General features: G+C 72.3%; 8 protein-coding genes. 7 read left to right on the top strand and 1 reads right to left on the bottom strand.

The genetic code is table 11. The annotated features are described in order from the left end of the window. Nucleotides 1-16: 16 nt before the first annotated feature. From AB0I18_RS18190 to AB0I18_RS18210, 5 genes are all read left to right on the top strand, one after another. Entirely contained in the window at nucleotides 17-2,653 is a 2,637-nt protein-coding gene (locus tag AB0I18_RS18190; RefSeq protein WP_363106498.1) for a LuxR C-terminal-related transcriptional regulator, read from the top strand. A gap of 305 nt (nucleotides 2,654-2,958) precedes the next feature. Further along, nucleotides 2,959-3,168 carry a DUF5988 family protein gene (locus AB0I18_RS18195; RefSeq protein ID WP_363106499.1) on the top strand — a complete coding sequence of 70 codons (210 nt, stop codon included), beginning with the start codon at nucleotides 2,959-2,961 and terminating at the stop codon, nucleotides 3,166-3,168. Between the two features lie 123 nt (nucleotides 3,169-3,291). Beyond that, a complete protein-coding gene (gene ccrA, locus AB0I18_RS18200) occupies nucleotides 3,292-4,659 on the top strand; it encodes a crotonyl-CoA carboxylase/reductase (protein ID WP_363106500.1) in 1,368 nt (455 codons plus the stop codon). Next, nucleotides 4,656-5,771, top strand: a complete 1,116-nt coding sequence (locus AB0I18_RS18205; protein WP_363106501.1) for a ketoacyl-ACP synthase III — start codon at nucleotides 4,656-4,658, stop codon at nucleotides 5,769-5,771. The genes ccrA and AB0I18_RS18205 overlap by 4 nt, the downstream gene beginning before the upstream one ends. After that, nucleotides 5,759-6,988, top strand: coding sequence for a cytochrome P450 (locus AB0I18_RS18210; RefSeq protein ID WP_363106502.1), 1,230 nt, complete (start codon nucleotides 5,759-5,761; stop codon nucleotides 6,986-6,988). Before AB0I18_RS18205 ends, AB0I18_RS18210 begins: the two co-directional genes overlap by 13 nt. A gap of 107 nt (nucleotides 6,989-7,095) precedes the next feature. Here AB0I18_RS18210 and AB0I18_RS18215 read toward each other — a convergent pair whose 3' ends face one another. After that, nucleotides 7,096-7,821 carry an SDR family oxidoreductase gene (locus AB0I18_RS18215; protein ID WP_363106503.1) on the bottom strand — a complete coding sequence of 242 codons (726 nt, stop codon included), beginning with the start codon at nucleotides 7,819-7,821 and terminating at the stop codon, nucleotides 7,096-7,098. 313 nt (nucleotides 7,822-8,134) lie between these two features. On the opposite strand from AB0I18_RS18215, the gene AB0I18_RS18220 reads away from it, so the two are divergent. Together AB0I18_RS18220 and AB0I18_RS18225 are read left to right on the top strand one after the other, a co-directional pair. After that, on the top strand, nucleotides 8,135-8,665 hold the full coding sequence (locus AB0I18_RS18220; protein WP_363106504.1) for an NlmOI: 531 nt from the start codon (nucleotides 8,135-8,137) through the stop codon (nucleotides 8,663-8,665). Between the two features lie 53 nt (nucleotides 8,666-8,718). Further along, the gene (locus AB0I18_RS18225; RefSeq protein ID WP_363106505.1) at nucleotides 8,719-17,508 is read left to right on the top strand and encodes an SDR family NAD(P)-dependent oxidoreductase; all 8,790 of its coding nucleotides are present in this window, start codon (nucleotides 8,719-8,721) and stop codon (nucleotides 17,506-17,508) included. The last annotated feature ends 4 nt before the right edge of the window (nucleotides 17,509-17,512 follow it).

The following is a 17,512-nucleotide window of genomic DNA, read 5'->3' on the forward strand; positions in this document are numbered from 1 at the left end:
TGAACGTGGCAGGGCCATGACCGTGATACTGGAAGGTGGGGCCGGCTGCGGAAAGACCGACCTCGTGGAAGGCTTCGCCCAGCAGGCCGCGGAGGCGGGAGCGGTCGTTCTGGCCGCCGGCGACGCCGGTTGCCCCCCGGGCTCCCGGACCGATCACAGCGCCCCGACAGGTTCCGCGGAATTCCAGGAGTTCGGTGACAGACTCGCGGCACTGGCCGAGCTGTCGCCCGTGGTCATCTGCCTCGACGACCCGCAGGGCCGTGACGAGGCGAGCTGGCACTGGCTGCTGGAGGCCACCCGGCGCCGGCTGCGCAACAGCCCCGTGATGCTGGTCCTCACCCTCCTGCCGTTCGGTGGCTCCCACGACCCCGAAGTTCACTGCGACCTACTGCGGCAGCCCAACCTCCACCGGATCAGGCTCGACCCGCTGGCGCGAGAACAGGCCGGCGAGCTCTGGGCGCGATTCCACGGTGGGCCGGTCGAAGACGTCCCGGCGGACGAACTGCACGCGGTGAGCGGCGGCAATCCGCTGCTCGTACGCGCACTCTCCGAGGAACTGGGCGCAAGCGGCCGGTCAGGCCGTGGCGGGGCGTGGCCCGGCGCGGGTGGACTGTTCGCCCAAGCGGCGGTGGACTGTGTACGCGGCAGTGGGGCGCTGGCCGTCTCGGTGGCCATGGGCATGGCCGCGCTGCGCGAGTTCTCCGACCCGCAGAGCCTGGCCGCCGTGTCGGGTCTCGACCCGGCAGAGGTGACACGTGGCGAGAACCTGCTGCACATGGCCGGACTGGTCGATTCCTGGCGGCTGCGGCATCCGGTGATCGAGTCGGCGGTACTGGAGCACGCGGGATCCGGCCGGCGTGCCGAGGCGCTGCTCCGCGTGGCGGAACTGCTGCGCAACCGCGGCAACGGCGCGCGCGCGACGGCCCGTTATCTGCTCGAGATCGGCGTGGTGGCCGAGCCCTGGCAGATGGCCACCCTGCAACGGGCCGCCGACGAGGCGCTGGAGGCGGACGACGCGTCCTTCGCGGATGCCTGCCTGGCGCTGGCGCACGCTGCCTCGACCGACTGCTGGGAGCAGGCGCACCTCATGCTGAAACGTTCCGTCGTGATGATGCGGACCGAGCCCTGGCAGGCCGAACAGCAATACCTGGAGTGCGCGGTCACGGCCGAGTGCGCGTACGGGTCGGACCCCTGCTGCGCGGGGACCGTACTGAAGGCGCGGCTGCTGTTCGGCTGCGGCCGGCTGGAAGAGGGAACGGCACTGCTGCGCGCCATCACCCCACAGGCCGCCGACGTTCCATCGGGCGGCCTTCACCAGGACTGTTTCAGCGACGGCTGGCCCTGGCTCTTCTGCGTCACCCCGGGCATACCGGACGCCTGGTCCGTGCGGCTGCCGTACGAAGAGGCCGCGTCCGGGGAGGTGCACGGCGGTGGCGGAGTGTTCGCCGACGAGTCCAGGTTCAACTTCTGCCTGGACCGGCATCATGTCCGGATCCGTGAGGTGCACGAGATCGAGGAGCAGCTGCGGAGTTCGGTGCTCGGCGACACCACCCTCGCGCTGATCGTGCCCGAGCTGCGCCATCTGATGGTCATGGGCCGGCCGGACCTGGCGGACGCGTGGTGCGGGCACTTCCTGCGGGAGGCGGCCGAGCGCGGCGTCGAGGGATGGCGACAGCTCCTGATCGCGGTCCGGGCCGAGATCGCGCTCACCCGGGGCAGGCTGGTGGACGCGGAGACACTGGCCCGCGAGGTCGTTGACCTGGGCGGGGAGGTGCCGAGCTACTGGCTGTGCGGGGGACCACTCACGACGCTGATCACCGTGTGCACCGCGACCGGGCGGTACGAGGAAGCCGCCCGGCTGCTCGGCCGGTCACTCCCCGACGCCTTCTTCCGCAGCGTCTACGGGCTGGAGTACCTCAGGGCCCGCGGCCACTTCCTGCTCGCCGTCGGCCGGCCGCAGCTCGCCCTGTCGGACTTCCTGACCATGGGCCGTCGCGCCGAGCGCTGGAGCCTGCCCCTCACCGCGCGGCCGCCCTGGCGGATGGACGCGGCGGAGGCCTGGCTGCGGCTGGGCAACCACCGCGAGGCCGAACAACTGCTGGCCGAGCACGAGGCCGACGCCGACGCGGGCGGAGCGCTGTCCGCCGGGCTGTGGCTGCGCGTACGCGCACAGCTCGTGGAGGCGCGCGAGCGGCCCGAACTGCTCACCCGGTCCGCCGAACAGCTGCAGGCCTCGGGCAACGCCTGGGAGCTGGTCCGGTCCCTCGCCGACCTCGCCGAGGCGTACCAGGACCTCGATCAGTCCGCCCGCGCCGACCTCACGCTGCGCAAGGCCCGGCAACTGGCGGACGAGTGCGGGGCCGGTCCCCTCCGGGAAAGGATCGTCGCCCTGGGGCTCGGCGGCCGCTCGGCCCGGCGGTCCACGCGCGGCCCCGTGTACGTGGAGGATCCGGCGACGAAGCTCAGCGATTCGGAACGGCGCGTGGCCGTACTCGCGGCCCGGGGCCTGACGAACCGCGAGATCTCGATCGAGCTCTTCATCACCGTCAGCACGGTCGAGCAGCACCTCACCCGGGTCTACAAGAAACTCGACATCGCCTCACGCCAGGAACTGCCGCTGCAGATCGAACTGGGACTCCCGGAAACGGCCTGAGCCCCCGACGGGCCCGGAGCGATCCGCTCGCTCCGGGCCCGTCCGCGCGCGGAACCCGCCCCCTGACCCCGCCCTGGCCGGCGCTTGTGTGCGGGGTGACCCCTGTCTTTCAGCGCCGGGCGGTGTTCCGAGGCGAATAGGGGTGGTTGGCGGAGACGGCGGCTGTCAGATTTCCTTGCGACGGATACGCCTCGCCAAAGGATTCGGCGTGCGGTTCCGGGCGCCATTCGGCCGCGAGATCCACCGCGGCCCCCAAATTCAGCCCACCCCAGAAGGTAAATTCACGACTACCGGAGGTTTACGCCATGGTAAATGTCAGGGCTCTTTTGTGTGACGGTCCCTCCTCTCTTCCGGACGAGGAAAGGATGCAGTTCACGACCTCTCTGACGGAGAAGATCAAGCACCGCTTCGGAGCGGGATACGAGCACTTCGTCCATCAAGGTGAATTCACGACGGTCGACGGCGAGGAGGTCGCGGTCTTCCGCTGGACGGCACGGACCGCTATCGCCGAATGAGCGTGCGGACGCTCCCGCACGGGACGGACACACAAGGGGGGTGCGGGAATCTGAGGGGTGGCGTTAGGGGGCGGAGCCTCACCTAGCGTCGTCGTACCAACAGCCGAACGAGGAAAGGCCGTCATGGGTTCTGTGACTGATGCGGTGCTGGCGGGTGCGAGTCCGGGGGAACTGGAACATGCGGCTCTGCCGGCGGAGTTCACGGCCGCCCATCTCCGGATCGAGGACGTGGACGTCTTTCGGGACGTGGTCGACAAGGACGTGCGCAAGACGCTGCGGGTGGGTCCCGTACCGATGCCGGAGCCGGCGCCCGACGAGGTCCTGATCGCCGTCATGGCCAGCTCGATCAACTACAACACCGTCTGGTCCGCCATCTTCGAACCCCTGCCGACCTTCAAGTTCCTCGCCGCGTACGGCAAGCAGGGCGGCTGGGCCACCCGCCACGACCAGCCCCACCACGTCCTCGGGTCGGATGCGGCCGGTGTCATCGTCCGGGTCGGCGCGGCCGTACGGCGCTGGCGCGTGGGCGACCGCGTCCTGGTCAACGCCGCGTGTGTGGACGAACAGGAGGCCGTCTCCCAGGCCGACGGCATGCTCGGCGAACACCAGCTCGCCTGGGGCTACGAGACCAACTTCGGCGGCCTTGCCCACTACTGCCTGGCCCGCGCAGGCCAGTTGATCCCCAAGCCCGCCCATCTCACCTGGGAGGAGGCCGCGTGCGTGCCGGCCTGCGCCGGTACCTCCTACCGGATGCTGGTCGGGGACCGCGGCGCCCGGATGAAGCAGGGCGACGTGGTGCTGATCTGGGGCGCCACCGGCGGAGTCGGCTCCTACGCCGTGCAGTTCGTCAAGAGCGGCGGCGGCATCCCGGTCGGCGTCGTCGGCTCGCCCCGCAAGGCCGAGGCACTGCGCGCCCTCGGCTGCGACGTCGTCATCGACCGCACGGAGATCGGCATCGGAGAGGGCGACGGCGACGACTTCGACCAGGCGATAGCCGACGGGAAACGGCTGGGCTCGGTCATCCGCCGGGAGACCGGCGAGGACCCGCACATCGTCTTCGAACACGCCGGACAGGCCACCTTCGGCATCTCCGTCTTCGTGGCACGGCGCGGCGGAACGGTGATCACGTGCGGCTCCAGCACCGGGTACCAACACCGGTACGACAACCGCTACTTGTGGATGAAACTCAAGAAGGTGATCGGCAGTCACGTCGCCAATCTCCATGAACAGTGGGAGTGCGCCCGGCTGTTCGGGCAGGGCCGGATCATGCCGGTGATGTCGACCCTCTTCCCGCTGCACGAGGTCGGCGAGGCGACCCGGCTGGTGCAGCGCAACGAACACATCGGCAAGGTAGGGGTGTTGTGCCTGGCCCCGGAACCGGGTCTCGGCGTCACCGACCCGGTGCTGCGGGACCGGATCGGCGCCGAGCGGCTCAACCCGCTGCGCCCCTTCGCCGTGGACGCGCCCGGCGCACTGGCGGTGACGGCATGACCACCCACGTCGCCCCGGCGCGGTCCATCGGCATCCTCGGCACCGGCTCCTACCTCCCCAAGGAGGAGATCACCAACGAGGAGATCGCCCGCCGTGTCCCCGGCATCACCGCCGAGTGGATCGGCCGTCGCACGCTGATCCACGGGCGACGGTACGCGGCACCGGAGGAGGCCACCTCCGACCTGGCCCGGCACGCCGCCACCGCCGCCCTCCAACAGGCCGGCGTCGAAGCGGACCGGATCGACTACCTGATCGTCGCCACCTCCACCGGCGACGCGCCGCTGCCGCCCACCTCCTCCCTGGTGCAGAACGACCTCGGCGCGCACCGGGCGGCCTGCTTCGACATCAACATCGCCTGCGCCGGCTTCGTCTACGCACTCGACATCGCCCGGGCCCTGGTAGCCCTGCGCCCCGGCAGCCTCGCCCTGGTGATCGGCGCCGACCTCTACTCGCGGTTCCTCGACTACGACGACCGCGGCACCGCCGTCCTCCTCGGCGACGGCGCGGGTGCCGCCGTGGTCGGCGCCGTGCCCGAGCCGTACGGCATCCTCGACATCGAACTGTCCGGCCGGGGCGACGTCCACGAACTGATCTGGATCGAGGGCGGCGGCAGCCGCGTACCCGCCTCCGCCGACACCGTCGCGAACGGTGGCCACTTCCTGCGGATGCGCGGCAGGGGCGTCGCCGACTTCGTCATGGAGAACGTCCCCCCGATGATCGGCCCGCTGCTGGCACGCACCGGCACCGCCCTGGACCAGGTGGCCCACTTCGTGCCGCACCAGGCCAACGGAGTGCTCCTCGGTGAACTGGTCCAACGCTGCGGCCTGACCGCGGCGCGCACCCACACCCCCCTGGTCAAGTACGGGAACATGGGCGCCGCTTCGGTCCCCGTGGCCCTGGACGAGGCCTCCCGGGCGGGCCTGCTGGCCGACGGCGAGCTGCTGCTGCTGGCCGGCTTCGGCGCGGGCATGGCGGCGGGGCTCTGTCTGCTGCGGTGGTGCGTGCCGGGCGTCGGGGCGCAGGCGGGGGTTCAGACACAGGCTCTCAACTCCCGTACACCGTCCGCTCCCTTCCCACCGGCTCTCCTCGCACAGAAGGAATGCGCCCAGTGACCGAAACCACCACTTCTTCCGAGGTCGACTTCCCTCTCCTGCGGCAGTGCCCCTATGCGCCCCCCGAGGAATACCCCTCGATGCGGGCCACCGGGGCTCCCGCACCGGTACGGCTCTACAACAAGAAACGTGTCTGGCTCATCACCCGTTACGACCAGGCGCGCGCCATACTCGGCGACGCCCGCTTCGGCTCCGACATCACGAATCCCGGATACCCCATCTACGCCGAGGCGTTCGAGGGTTCGCGGGCCTTTCCGATGCTGTTCACGATGGACCCGCCGCAGCATGCCGTGCAGCGCAAGGCCGTCGTGCGTGAATTCACCCTGCGTCGCGCGGAGACGCTGCGCCCGGCGATGCAGAAGAAGGCCGATGAACTGATCGACGCCATGATGGCGGAAGGGAACTCGGCCGATCTGGTGGCGATGTTCGCCGAGCCCTTCTCGGGCACCATCACCTGCTGGGCCCTCGGCATGGAATACACCGAGCTGCAGGCCTGGCTGCTGGACAGCCGGGACATCCGGGAAAAGGCCACCAAGGTCGTCGACACCGAACAGGTGGGCGGCGAGGTCAGCGACCGCATGGCCGCGCTCCAGCAGTATTTCCTGCGGTTCATCGACATGAAGCAGGAGAATCCCGGCGACGATCCGACCAGCCGTGTGATCGCGAATCACGTGAACACCGGCACGCTCAGCAAGGCCGAACTCGCCAGCCTCTGCTTCCTGATCTTCATCGCGGGACAGTCGCCGGTCCAGTCCATGCTGACCAGCGGTGTCGGGCTGTTCCTGGAGCACCCCGACCAGGTGGCCCTTGTCCGCGAGGACCCGAAGCTGCTGCCCGGCGCCGTCGACGAGCTGATGCGGCTGATCAGCCCGCTGGACGTGATGTCGCGGGTCGCGCTGACGGACGTGGAGGTGGGCGGGCAGCTCATCCGCGAGGGCGAGGGCGTGGTGGTGGCCAACGGCGCCGCCAACCGCGACCCGGCCGAATACCCCGACCCCGACCGGCTGGACGTGCGCCGCGCGGCCCGCGGCCATCTGGCGTTCGGGACGGGCATCCACCACTGCCTCGGCGCCAACCTGACCAAGGTCGGCCTCGAAATCGCCTACGGCACCCTCTTCCGCCGCCTGCCCGGTCTGCGACTCGCCGTCCCCATAGAGGAGGCGTACACCACGCCCAGCTGGCTGCCCGAGGTCGGGCGGCTGCCGGTCACCTGGTGACCGGCGCACCACGGCGAAGCGGTCGCCGGCCCGTATCGGGCCGGCGACCGCTTCGTTTTCCTGTGCGCTCTCCGGGAGTTCCGCTGTGAGAGCCGTCCTGCCGGGAGTCAGATCAGCAGCTGCCCGCCGTCCGACAGCAGGATGTGGCCGGTGCAGTAGCCGTCGGACATCAGATACACATACGCCTTGGCCAGGTCGGAGGGGTCGCCCACCCGCCCCACCGGCAGCAACTTGCCGTGCTCGGCGAAGAACTGCTCCGCCGCCTCGGGGTCCTGCTCCGTCGTCAGCGGTGTCCTGACCACCCCGGCGGCGACGCTGTTGACCCGGATCGGCGCCAGCTCCAGTGCCAGCGACCGGGTCATCGCCTCGATGGCCGCGGACATCGGACCCCCTACGCAGGTGCCCACGGGAATCCAGGGGCGCCGGCCGCTGGTGCCGGTGGTGAACACCATCGAACCGCCTTCCCGGATGTACGGGCTGCCGTGCTTGGCGGCGGCCATCGCGCCCCAGAAGCGCACCCTGAACATCCCGTCCGCCTCCCCGACGTTCACATCCTTCAGCGGTTGGAGCCCCACCTTGTCCCCGGCGGTGAAGACCAGGTGGTCGAAGGCACCCACCTCGCCGAAGAAGCGCTCCACGTCCTTCTCGTCCGTGACGTCCACGGTGTACCCCTGCGCGCTCTCGGGCAGGGTCGCCAACGCACGGTCCACACTGGCGCGGCGGCTGGAGGCGATCACCACGGCCGCCCCGGCCTCGGCGGCTGCCACGGCCGCCCCCAGCCCGATGCCCATCGTTCCGCCGATTACGACGACGCGCTTTCCGTCCAGACTCATGTCAGGAACTCCCATCCGCTCGTTGTGATCCAGCCGGTTGCGCCGCCCGTCTCAATGTCACTCGAATAAATTGCCGCGTTCGGCAGCACCCGGGAGAAATAGGGGAAAGGCGCAAGGCGCCGTACGGCGAACCGGTCCCGCCCACGCGAGCCTAATAACCCACCGATCCGCCAGACACCCCTAGTTCGTCCGGCCGGACCCCGATCAGCAGGTCCCGCACCCCTAACCACCCCGGTCGGGCTTGTGTCCGGCAATCACCGGTCCATAGCCTCTCATCAGCAAATAGCGGCGTCCCTATCAGCTGGAGTTGGCCATGAGCGCACAGCCCATACCATCCTCGGACGAGGTAGTGCGGGATTCCGTTCCCGCCGACAGTGGTGCGGTCGTATTCCCGGGTCGCAACGAAGTGGCCGAGGAAATGCGGCAACTCGGGTTCCTGCTGGGCGAATTCCGGATCGAATACACGAACCTGTCCACCGAGACGGTGACCACCGGAACCGCGACCTGTGCCACTCGCCCGGTGGCCGATGGCCGGTTCTACGAGCTCACTCAGCACATTCCGGTACCGGGCATCGTCGCCACCTGGCTCCTCGGCTGGAGCGACATCGACCGGTCGTTCGCCTGTTTCTACTACGACGACTGGGGACACCACGGCACGTTCACCAGCCCCGGCTGGGTCGACGGCCACTTCCGCATCGCCGGGGACTGCGCCGTGTTCGGTGCGCACCACCGCTTCGTGGACGACTTCACCCTGGTCGACGACGACCACTTCGTGAAGCACGGCTACATCGACGTGGACGGCAACCTGCTCCCCGGAGACGTCCTGCACTTCTACCGAATCTGAACCGTCCGGCGGCGCGTGCCGTCCACATACGTTCTCGACGTGGAGGGAAACGGATGCCGGGTGTGTCCGAGGCGATCGCCGTTGTCGGCATCGCGTGCCGGCTGCCGGGGGCCGGGAACCCGTTGGAGTTCGCCGCGCTGCTCGTCCGCGGCGGCGACGCGGTGGCCGAAGTCCCGGCCGGACGCCGGAACATCGTCCCCGACGTGCCCGGGGTCCCGGCTCGTGGCGGATTCCTCGGCGACGTCGACCGGTTCGACGCCGGGTTCTTCGGCGTCTCCCCGCGCGAGGCCGCCGCCATGGACCCGCAGCAGCGCCTGCTGCTGGAACTCGGCTGGGAGGCGCTGGAACACGCGGGCACCGTTCCCGCCGGACTCGACCGCGGCCGCGCCGGCGTCTTCGTCGGCGCGATCGCCGACGACTACGCCCGGCTGGTCCAGGAGTACGGACCCGACGCCGTCACCGCGCACACCTTCACCGGGCTGCAGCGTTCCCTCCTGGCCAACCGCGTCTCGTACACGCTCGGCCTGCGGGGCCCGAGCCTGACGGTCGACACCGGTCAGTCCTCCTCGCTGGTCGCCGTCCACCTGGCCGTCGAGAGCCTGCGCCGCGGCGAGTGCACGCTCGCCCTCGCGGGCGGCGTCAGCCTGATCCTGTCCCCGGAGAGCACCCTCGCCGTCGCCCGGCTCGGCGCGCTCTCCCCGGACGGCCGCTGCCACACCTTCGACGCCCGCGCCAACGGATACGTACGAGGTGAGGGCGGTGGCCTGGTCGTCCTCAAACCGCTCTCGGCCGCGCTCGCCGACGGGGACCGGATCCACGGACTGATCCGCGGCAGCGCCGTCAACAACGACGGCGGCGGCAACGGCCTGACCGTCCCCGACCCGGCGGCCCAGCGGGAGGTGCTGCTGCTCGCCTGCGCCCGGGCGGACACCGACCCCGGCGCGCTCCAGTACGTCGAACTGCACGGCACCGGCACACCGGAGGGCGACCCGGTGGAGGCCGCCGCGCTCGGCGCCGCTCTGGGTACCGCCCGCCCCGCGGCACGGCCGCTGCGGGTCGGCTCGGTCAAGACCAACATCGGTCACCTGGAGGGCGCGGCCGGCATCGCCGGACTCGTCAAGACGCTGCTGTGCCTGCGCGACGGACGGCTGGTGCCCACCCTCCACCACGAGACTGCCAGCCCCCGGATCCCACTGGACGACCTGCGGCTGACCGTCCAGCGCACCACCGAGCCCTGGCCCGACGCCGACGGACCGCGCGTCGCGGGCGTCAGCTCCTTCGGCCTGGGCGGCACCAACTGCCATGTGGTGCTCTCCTCCTGGGACGGCGGACCGTCCGCGCTCGCCGACTCCAACTCCAACTCCGACTCCGACAGCGAGGCGGCCCCCGAAGCCGCGCCGTGGGTGCTCTCCGCCCGCACCCCGCAGGCCCTGGCCGGCCAGGCTCAGCGGCTGCTGGACGCCGTGGCTGCGGACCAGCCCGGCTCCCTCGTCGACATCGGTCACGCCCTGCTGACGACCCGTACCGCCTTCGCCCACCGTGCGGTGGTCCTCGGACCCGACCGCCCCGCGCGGCTGACCGGCCTCGCCGCGCTCGCCGGGGGCGCTTCCGCGCCCGCCGTCGTCACAGCTCCGGGCCCGGCCGCGCCCCCGGCCGGGCCCGGCCCCGTCTTCGTGTTCCCCGGCCAGGGCGCGCAGTGGGCGGGCATGGCGGTGGAACTCCTCGACGCGCAACCGGCGTTCGCCGCCCGCTGGGCCCAGTGCGAGCAGGCCCTCGCCGGCTGCGTCGACTGGTCCCCGACCGACGTGGTGCGTGCGGCACCCGGCGCACCGGGTCTCGACCGGGTCGACGTGCTGCAGCCCGTCCTGTGGGCCGTCATGGTCGCCCTGGCCGAGGTGTGGCGTTCGTACGGCGTCGAGCCGGCCGCGGTCGTCGGCCACTCGCAGGGCGAGGTCGCCGCCGCCTGTGTGGCCGGCGCACTCTCGCTGGCGGACGGGGCGCGGATCGTCGTGCGCCGCGCCGAGCTGATCGGCCACCGGCTCTCCGGACACGGCGGCATGGTGGCGGTACCCGAGTCCGAAGAGGCGGTACTGGCCCGGCTGGCGGATCTGGACGGCCACATCGAGCTCGCCGCCGTCAACGGGCCCGGCTCGGTCGTCGTGTCCGGCTCGCCGGACGCGCTGGAGGAACTGCTCGCCTCCTGCGCCGCCGACGAGATCCGCGCACGCCGGGTCGCGGTCGACTACGCCTCCCACTCCTCGCACGTCGAGGCGGTCCGCGACGAACTCCTGGCGGCCCTCGCCGACGTCACCCCGCTCCCCGCCCGTGTGCCCTTCCACTCCACCGTGGGACGAGTCACGCGGGGGGAGGGCGAACCCGTCCTGGACGGCGGCTACTGGTACCGGAATCTGCGGGAGACGGTCTCCTTCGCGTCCGCCGTCACCGCGCTGGCCGAGGCGGGACACCGCACCTTCATCGAGATCAGCCCGCATCCGGTGCTCACCACCGCGGTGGCCGCCGCGGCCGAGGGGGCGGGCGTCGATCCCGTGGTGGTGCCGACCCTGCGCCGCAACCACGGCGGCCCCGACCAGCTGGCATCGGCCCTGGCCCAGGTCTTCGTCCGGGGCACCGACGTGGACTGGACGGCGGCCTTCGCCGGGTACCGTCCCGCCGTCCGCGCCGAGCTGCCCACCTATGCCTTCCAGCGCTCGCGCCACTGGCTGGCCGCGCCCGACGGACGGCGCCCGCAGCCGTCGGCGGCCGCGTCCCCCACGCCGTCCGCCGAAGCCGCGGTGGAGTCAGGGACCCAGGCGCTCCCCACCCGTACGGCCCCTGCCGCCCACGCCACTCCGGCCGAACTGCTGGACCTCGTACGGGCCGAGGCGGCCGTGGTTCTCGGCCATGACGACGCGGCCGCCGTCGCGCCTGAACTGACCTTCAAGGATCTCGGTGTCGACTCGCACCTCGCCCTCGAACTGCGCAACCGGCTGAGTGCCGCGACCGGGCGACGGCTGCCCACCACCCTGCTCTTCGAACACCCGACACCCACGGCCGTGGCCCACCATCTGAGCCGGGACCCGGCCACCGGCTCCATGACGGTGCCCGGACCGGTATCCCCCCGGGCCGACGAGCCGATCGCGGTCGTCGGCATGGCGTGCCGCCTGCCCGGCGGCATCAACAGCCCCGAGGAGCTGTGGCAGAACGTCCTGGACGGGACCGACACGATCTCCGCGCCACCGTCCGACCGGGGCTGGGGCGACGCGGGGCACCGCGGCGGCTTCCTCGCCGACGCCGCCGAGTTCGACGCCGAACTGTTCGGCATCTCACCGCGCGAGGCACTGGCGATGGATCCCCAGCAACGGCTCCTCCTGGAAACCGCGTGGGAGGCACTGGAACGGGCCGGCGTCGCCCCGTCGGCACTGCGCTCCACCCGGACCGGCGTCTACGTCGGCGCCATGTCCCAGGAGTACGGACCCCGGCTCCACGAGTCCCCGGACCACCTGCGCGGACATCTGCTCACCGGGAACACGGCCGGAGTCCTCTCCGGCCGCCTCTCCTACGTCTTCGGCTGCGAAGGCCCGGCCCTCACGGTGGACACCGCGTGCTCCTCCTCCCTGGTGGCCCTCCATCTCGCCGCCGAGTCGCTGCGGCGCGGGGAGTGCTCGCTGGCGCTCGCCGCAGGAGTGGCGGTGATGGCCGCCCCGGGGCTGTTCACCGAGTTCTCGCGGCAGGGCGGGTTGTCGGCGGACGGTCGGTGCAAGGCGTTCGCGGCGGCGGCGGATGGGACGGGGTGGTCGGAGGGGGTGGGTGTGCTGCTTGTCGAGCGGTTGTCCGACGCTCGTCGCAATGGGCATCCGGTGTTGGCCGTGGTGCGTGGTTCGGCGGTGAATCAGGATGGTGCGTCGAACGGGCTGACCGCGCCGAACGGGCTGGCGCAGCAGCGGGTGATACGGGACGCGCTGACGAGTGCGGACCTCTCGCCCAGGGACGTCGACGCAGTGGAGGCGCACGGGACGGGCACGCGGCTGGGCGACCCCATCGAGGCGCACGCCCTGCTCGCCACCTACGGACAGGACCGCGAACGTCCTTTGTATCTGGGGTCGTTGAAGTCCAACATCGGTCACGCCCAGGCCGCGGCCGGTGTGGCGGGAGTCATCAAGACGGTCATGGCGATGCGGCACGGGACGTTGCCGAAGACGCTGCATGTGGATGAGCCGTCGCCGCAGGTGGACTGGTCGGCGGGTGCGGTGGAGTTGCTGACCGAGGCCCGGGCGTGGCCGGAGGAGGCGGGACGGCCGCGCCGGGCGGGTGTGTCGTCGTTCGGGATCAGCGGCACCAACGCCCACGTCATCCTCGAACAGGCGCCTTGGGCACGGGAGTTGGAGCAGGCGTCACCCGTGGAGGCCGACAGCGTCCCCGGGGTCCCGGTGCCGCTGGTCCTCTCGGCCGCGACCGAGGACGCGCTGCGGGCCCAGGCCCACCGGCTGCGGACGCGGCTGGCCGGAGCCCCGCCGGGAGCCGTGCTCGGCGGCATCGGACACGCGCTGGCCGTCACCCGAACCGCCCTGCCGCACCGGGCCGCTGTCGTCGCCGCCGACCGCGAGGAGGCGCTGGCCGGGCTCGACGCCCTGGGCGCCGGGGCACGCACCCCCACCGTGTTCCGGTCGGTGGCCGATACGGGACGGACCGCGTTCCTCTTCACCGGCCAGGGCAGTCAACGGCCGCGCATGGGCCTGGCGCTGTACGCCGCCCAGCCCGTCTTCCGGCACGCCCTGGACGACATCGCCGCACACCTCGACGCGCACCTGGCGCACCCCCTGCTGAAGGTGCTGGCCGACGAGCCGGAACTGCTCGACCGCACCGAGTACGCCCAACCGGCCCTGTTCGCCCTCGAAGTGGCCCTCTTCCGGCTGCTGGAGCACTGGGGGCTTGCCCCCGACCACCTGCTCGGGCACTCCGTCGGGGAGCTCGCGGCCGCGCACGTGGCCGGCGTCCTGTCGCCGGCCGATGCCTGCGCGCTCGTCGCCGCCCGGGGCCGGCTGATGCAGGCGCTGCCCGGGACCGGAGCCATGGCAGCCGTCGAGGCCGCTGAGGAGGAGGTCCTGGCCGAACTCGCCGGACGCGAGCACGAGGTCGCCCTCGCAGCCGTCAACGGCCCGACGGCCGTGGTGATCTCCGGGGACACCGAAGCGGTCCACGAGATCGCGCGCGGCTGGGCCGGGCGTGGCCGCCGGACCCGGATACTGCGGGTCTCCCACGCGTTCCACTCACCTCACATGGACGCGATGCTCGCCGGATTCGAAGAGGTCGCCCGCTCGGTCACCTACCACCCGCCGGCCCTCTCCGTGCTCAGCGACCTGACGGGGGAACCTGCGGGGGAGAGCGACCTGTGCTCGCCCGGCCACTGGGTCCGCCATGTCCGCCACACCGTCCGCTTCCACGACGGCGTCCGTCGACTGCGTGCCCTGGGCGTGACCCGGTACGTGGAACTGGGACCCGACGGAGTGCTGTCCGCAATGGTCCAGGAGTCCCTGGCCGCGGAGGGCGCTGAAGCCGCCGAGGCATCCGGAGCCGCCGAAGCCGCCGAGGCGGTGCGGGCCTCACCGCTGATCGTGCCCGTGTTGCGCCGGGACCACCCCGAGCCGCGGAGCGCCGCCGCCGTGCCCGCCCGGCTGCACCTCGCCGGCCACAGCCCCGACTGGGGCGCCGTCTTCGCGGGACACCCGACCGCCGCCCCCGACGCCCTGCCCACGTACGCCTTCCAGCGCCGCCGCTACTGGGTCGCTCCCACCGCGCCGGGCGGCACGGCCGCGCCCGGCGCGACACCGCTCGACCACCCCGTGCTCACCTCTGCCGTCACCCTGGCGGAGGCCGGGCACACCCTGCTGAGCGGCCGGATGCGCCGGGACACCCAGCCGTGGCTCGCCGACCGCACCGTGCACGGCAGCGCGCTCGTACCCGACTCCGTGCTCCTCGACCTCGCCGTCACCGCGGCGCGGGAGACCGGCGCCGGACAGGTCCTCGAACTGCGGCCCGCCGCACCCCTCGTGCTGCCCGGGCACGGAGCGCTCGAGGTGCAGGTCGTGGTCGGGGCGGACGGTGCCGACGGCCGACGCCCGGTGTCCCTGCACACCCGTCCCGAGGGCGGAACCGCTTCGTGGACCCGGCACGCCGAGGGAGTGCTCGCCGCCGGTCCGCCCCAGGCCGCCACCCCCACCGGCGAACCGGGGGAGTGGCCGCCGGCAGGCGCCGAGCCGGTCGGCGGGCAGTCGATCGCCGATCACCACGACCGGGCCGCCGCAGCGGGGACGGCGTACGGGCCGGCCTTCGCCGGGCCGGTCGAGGTGTGGCGACGCGGGAGCGAGGTCTGGGCCGAACTCACGCCGCCGGAGACGGACGGCACCGACCCCGGCGGGTTCGCACTGCACCCCGGAGTGCTGGAGGGTGTGCTGCACGCTCTGCGGATCGCCCGGCCGGACAGCGCCGGGACCTGGCTCGCGGCCGAGTACCGCCGGGTCACCGTGTCCAGGTCCGCGACCGGCCGCCTGCGGGCCCGGATCACCCCCGTTGACGATGACACCGGTCCCGGCACTGACACCGGCTCCGGCACTGACACCGGCCTCGGCCCCGGCACTGACACCGGCCCCGGCCTTGGCCCGGGCCCCGGCACTGACATCGGCTCCGTCGCGGTCCGGCTCACCGACTGCGAAGGGCGGCCCGTGGCGGTCATCGGTGCGCTCGTCCCGCGCCCCCTGCCGGTCGACGCCGGTGCGACGCGGGGCGCGTACGACGGTGACGTGCCGTTCGAGGTGGTTTGGCGTCCCGTTGAAGCAGCGCCCGGCAGGCAGGGTGCGCGCTGGGCGACGGTCGGCGACATGGGGCCCGTCCCGGCCGACGCCCGCTCCCAGGTCCTGCCCGGCGCCGAGCACCATCCGGACCTGGCCTCGCTGATCGCAGCCGGCCCCCCGCCCGATGTGGTGGTCGCGTTCTGCGGTACCGGACCGGACGCTGCCGCAACGGACCAGGTCGCCCAGGTCGCTCGTACCGCCGCGCATCGGGCCGTCCTGCTGGTCAAGGCCTGGCTGGCCGAGGAGCGTCTCGCCGACACACGACTGGTCGTCGCCACCCGGCGGGCGGTCGCGGTCGACGGCGGCCCGTGCGACGCCGGACAGGCGCCCGTCTGGGGCCTGTTCCGCTCCGCTCAGACCGAACACCCCGGCCGTTTCCTGCTGGTCGACCTCGACGACGACCCCGCCTCGCGAGCCGCCCTGCCCGCTGCCGTGGCCTGCGGTGAACCGCAGCTCGCGGTGCGCGGCGGCCGACTGCGCGCCCCGCGGATGGTACGGCCCGCGCCACCGGCCACCGCAGCCGCGGAGCGAGCCTTCGACCCCGACGGCACCGTTCTCCTCACCGGCGGCACCGGTGCTCTGGGACGGCTGATCACCCGTCACCTGGTGACCCGGCACGGGGCCCGCCGACTGCTGCTCATCAGCCGCCGGGGCGCCGACGCGCCGAACGCCCGGGAGACACTCGCCGAACTCAGGACGTATCCGGACGTGCACGTCACCGTCGCCGCCTGCGACGCGGCGGACCGGGCCGCGCTGACCGGCGTACTCGCGGACATTCCCGCCGAGCACCCGCTGACGGCGGTCGTGCACACCGCGGGCGTCATCCACGACGCGGTGGTCGAGGCCATCGACCCCGACGACCTCGACCGCGTGCTGCGACCCAAGATCGACGCCGCCTGGAACCTGCACGAACTGACCGCAGCCGCCGACCTGTCCGCCTTCGTGCTGTTCTCCTCCGTCTCCGGCGTCAACGGGGCGGCGGGGCAGGCCGGTTACGCGGCGGGCAACACCTTCCTCGACGCCCTGGCCCAACTGCGCCGGGACCGGGGACTGCCCGCCGTGTCGCTCGCCTGGGGCCCATGGGCTCCCACTGGGGGCATGACCGGCCGGCTCACCGAGACCGATCTGCGGCGCATGGGTCGCACGGGGCTGCTGCCCCTCCACGCGGAGCACGGGCTGGCGCTCTTCGACACCGCGCTGCTCCGGCCGGGTCCGGCCCTGCGTGTGCCGCTGGCGCTGTCCCTGCCGGTCGTGCGCCGTGCGGCACACGAGGGGCACGGACTTCCGCTCCACCGCGAACTGGCCGGATCCGCCTGGCGTGACCCCGCCGCGGCCGCTACCGCCACGGCCGAGTCCGCATCGGGCGGCACCACCCTCGACCAGCTGCTCACCGGCCGCTCCGACCAGGAGCAGGAGACCCTGCTCCTGGAACAAGTCCGCGCCCACGCCTCCGCGGTCCTCGGGCACCGCGACGGCAGGCGCGTCGAAGCGGCCCGCACCTTCAAGGAACTGGGCTTCGACTCGCTGATGGCGGTCGAACTGCGCAACCGGCTGACCACGGCCAGCGGCCGGCGCATGCCCGCCGGGCTGCTGTTCAACCAGCCCACCCCGCAGGCGGTCGCCCGCTATCTGCGCGCTCGGATCGGCCCGTCCGCCGCGCCCGCGACCGGATCCCTCACCGACGAGATCGGCCGGCTGGAGGAACGCGTGGCGAACGCGCCCGCCGACCAGCTGGACCTGGACGGCGTGACAGAACGGCTGCGCGCCCTGCTCGCCCGGTGCGAGGAGCGGTACGCCCTCACGGCTCCGGCCGTCACCCCGGGACCGGCCGGAGACGAGGGCGTCCGCACGGCACTGGAGGCAGCGAGCGTCGACGAGATCTTCTCCTTCATCGACCAGGAATTCGGTCACCAGGAATTCGGTCAACAGGCAACCGGTCACCGGGAATTCGGCGACCAGACATTCGGTGCCGGCCGGCAAGAGCTCGGAGAGTGACGGG

It is taken from the genome of Streptomyces sp. NPDC050704 (assembly GCF_040654355.1).
Classification (GTDB): domain Bacteria; phylum Actinomycetota; class Actinomycetes; order Streptomycetales; family Streptomycetaceae; genus Streptomyces.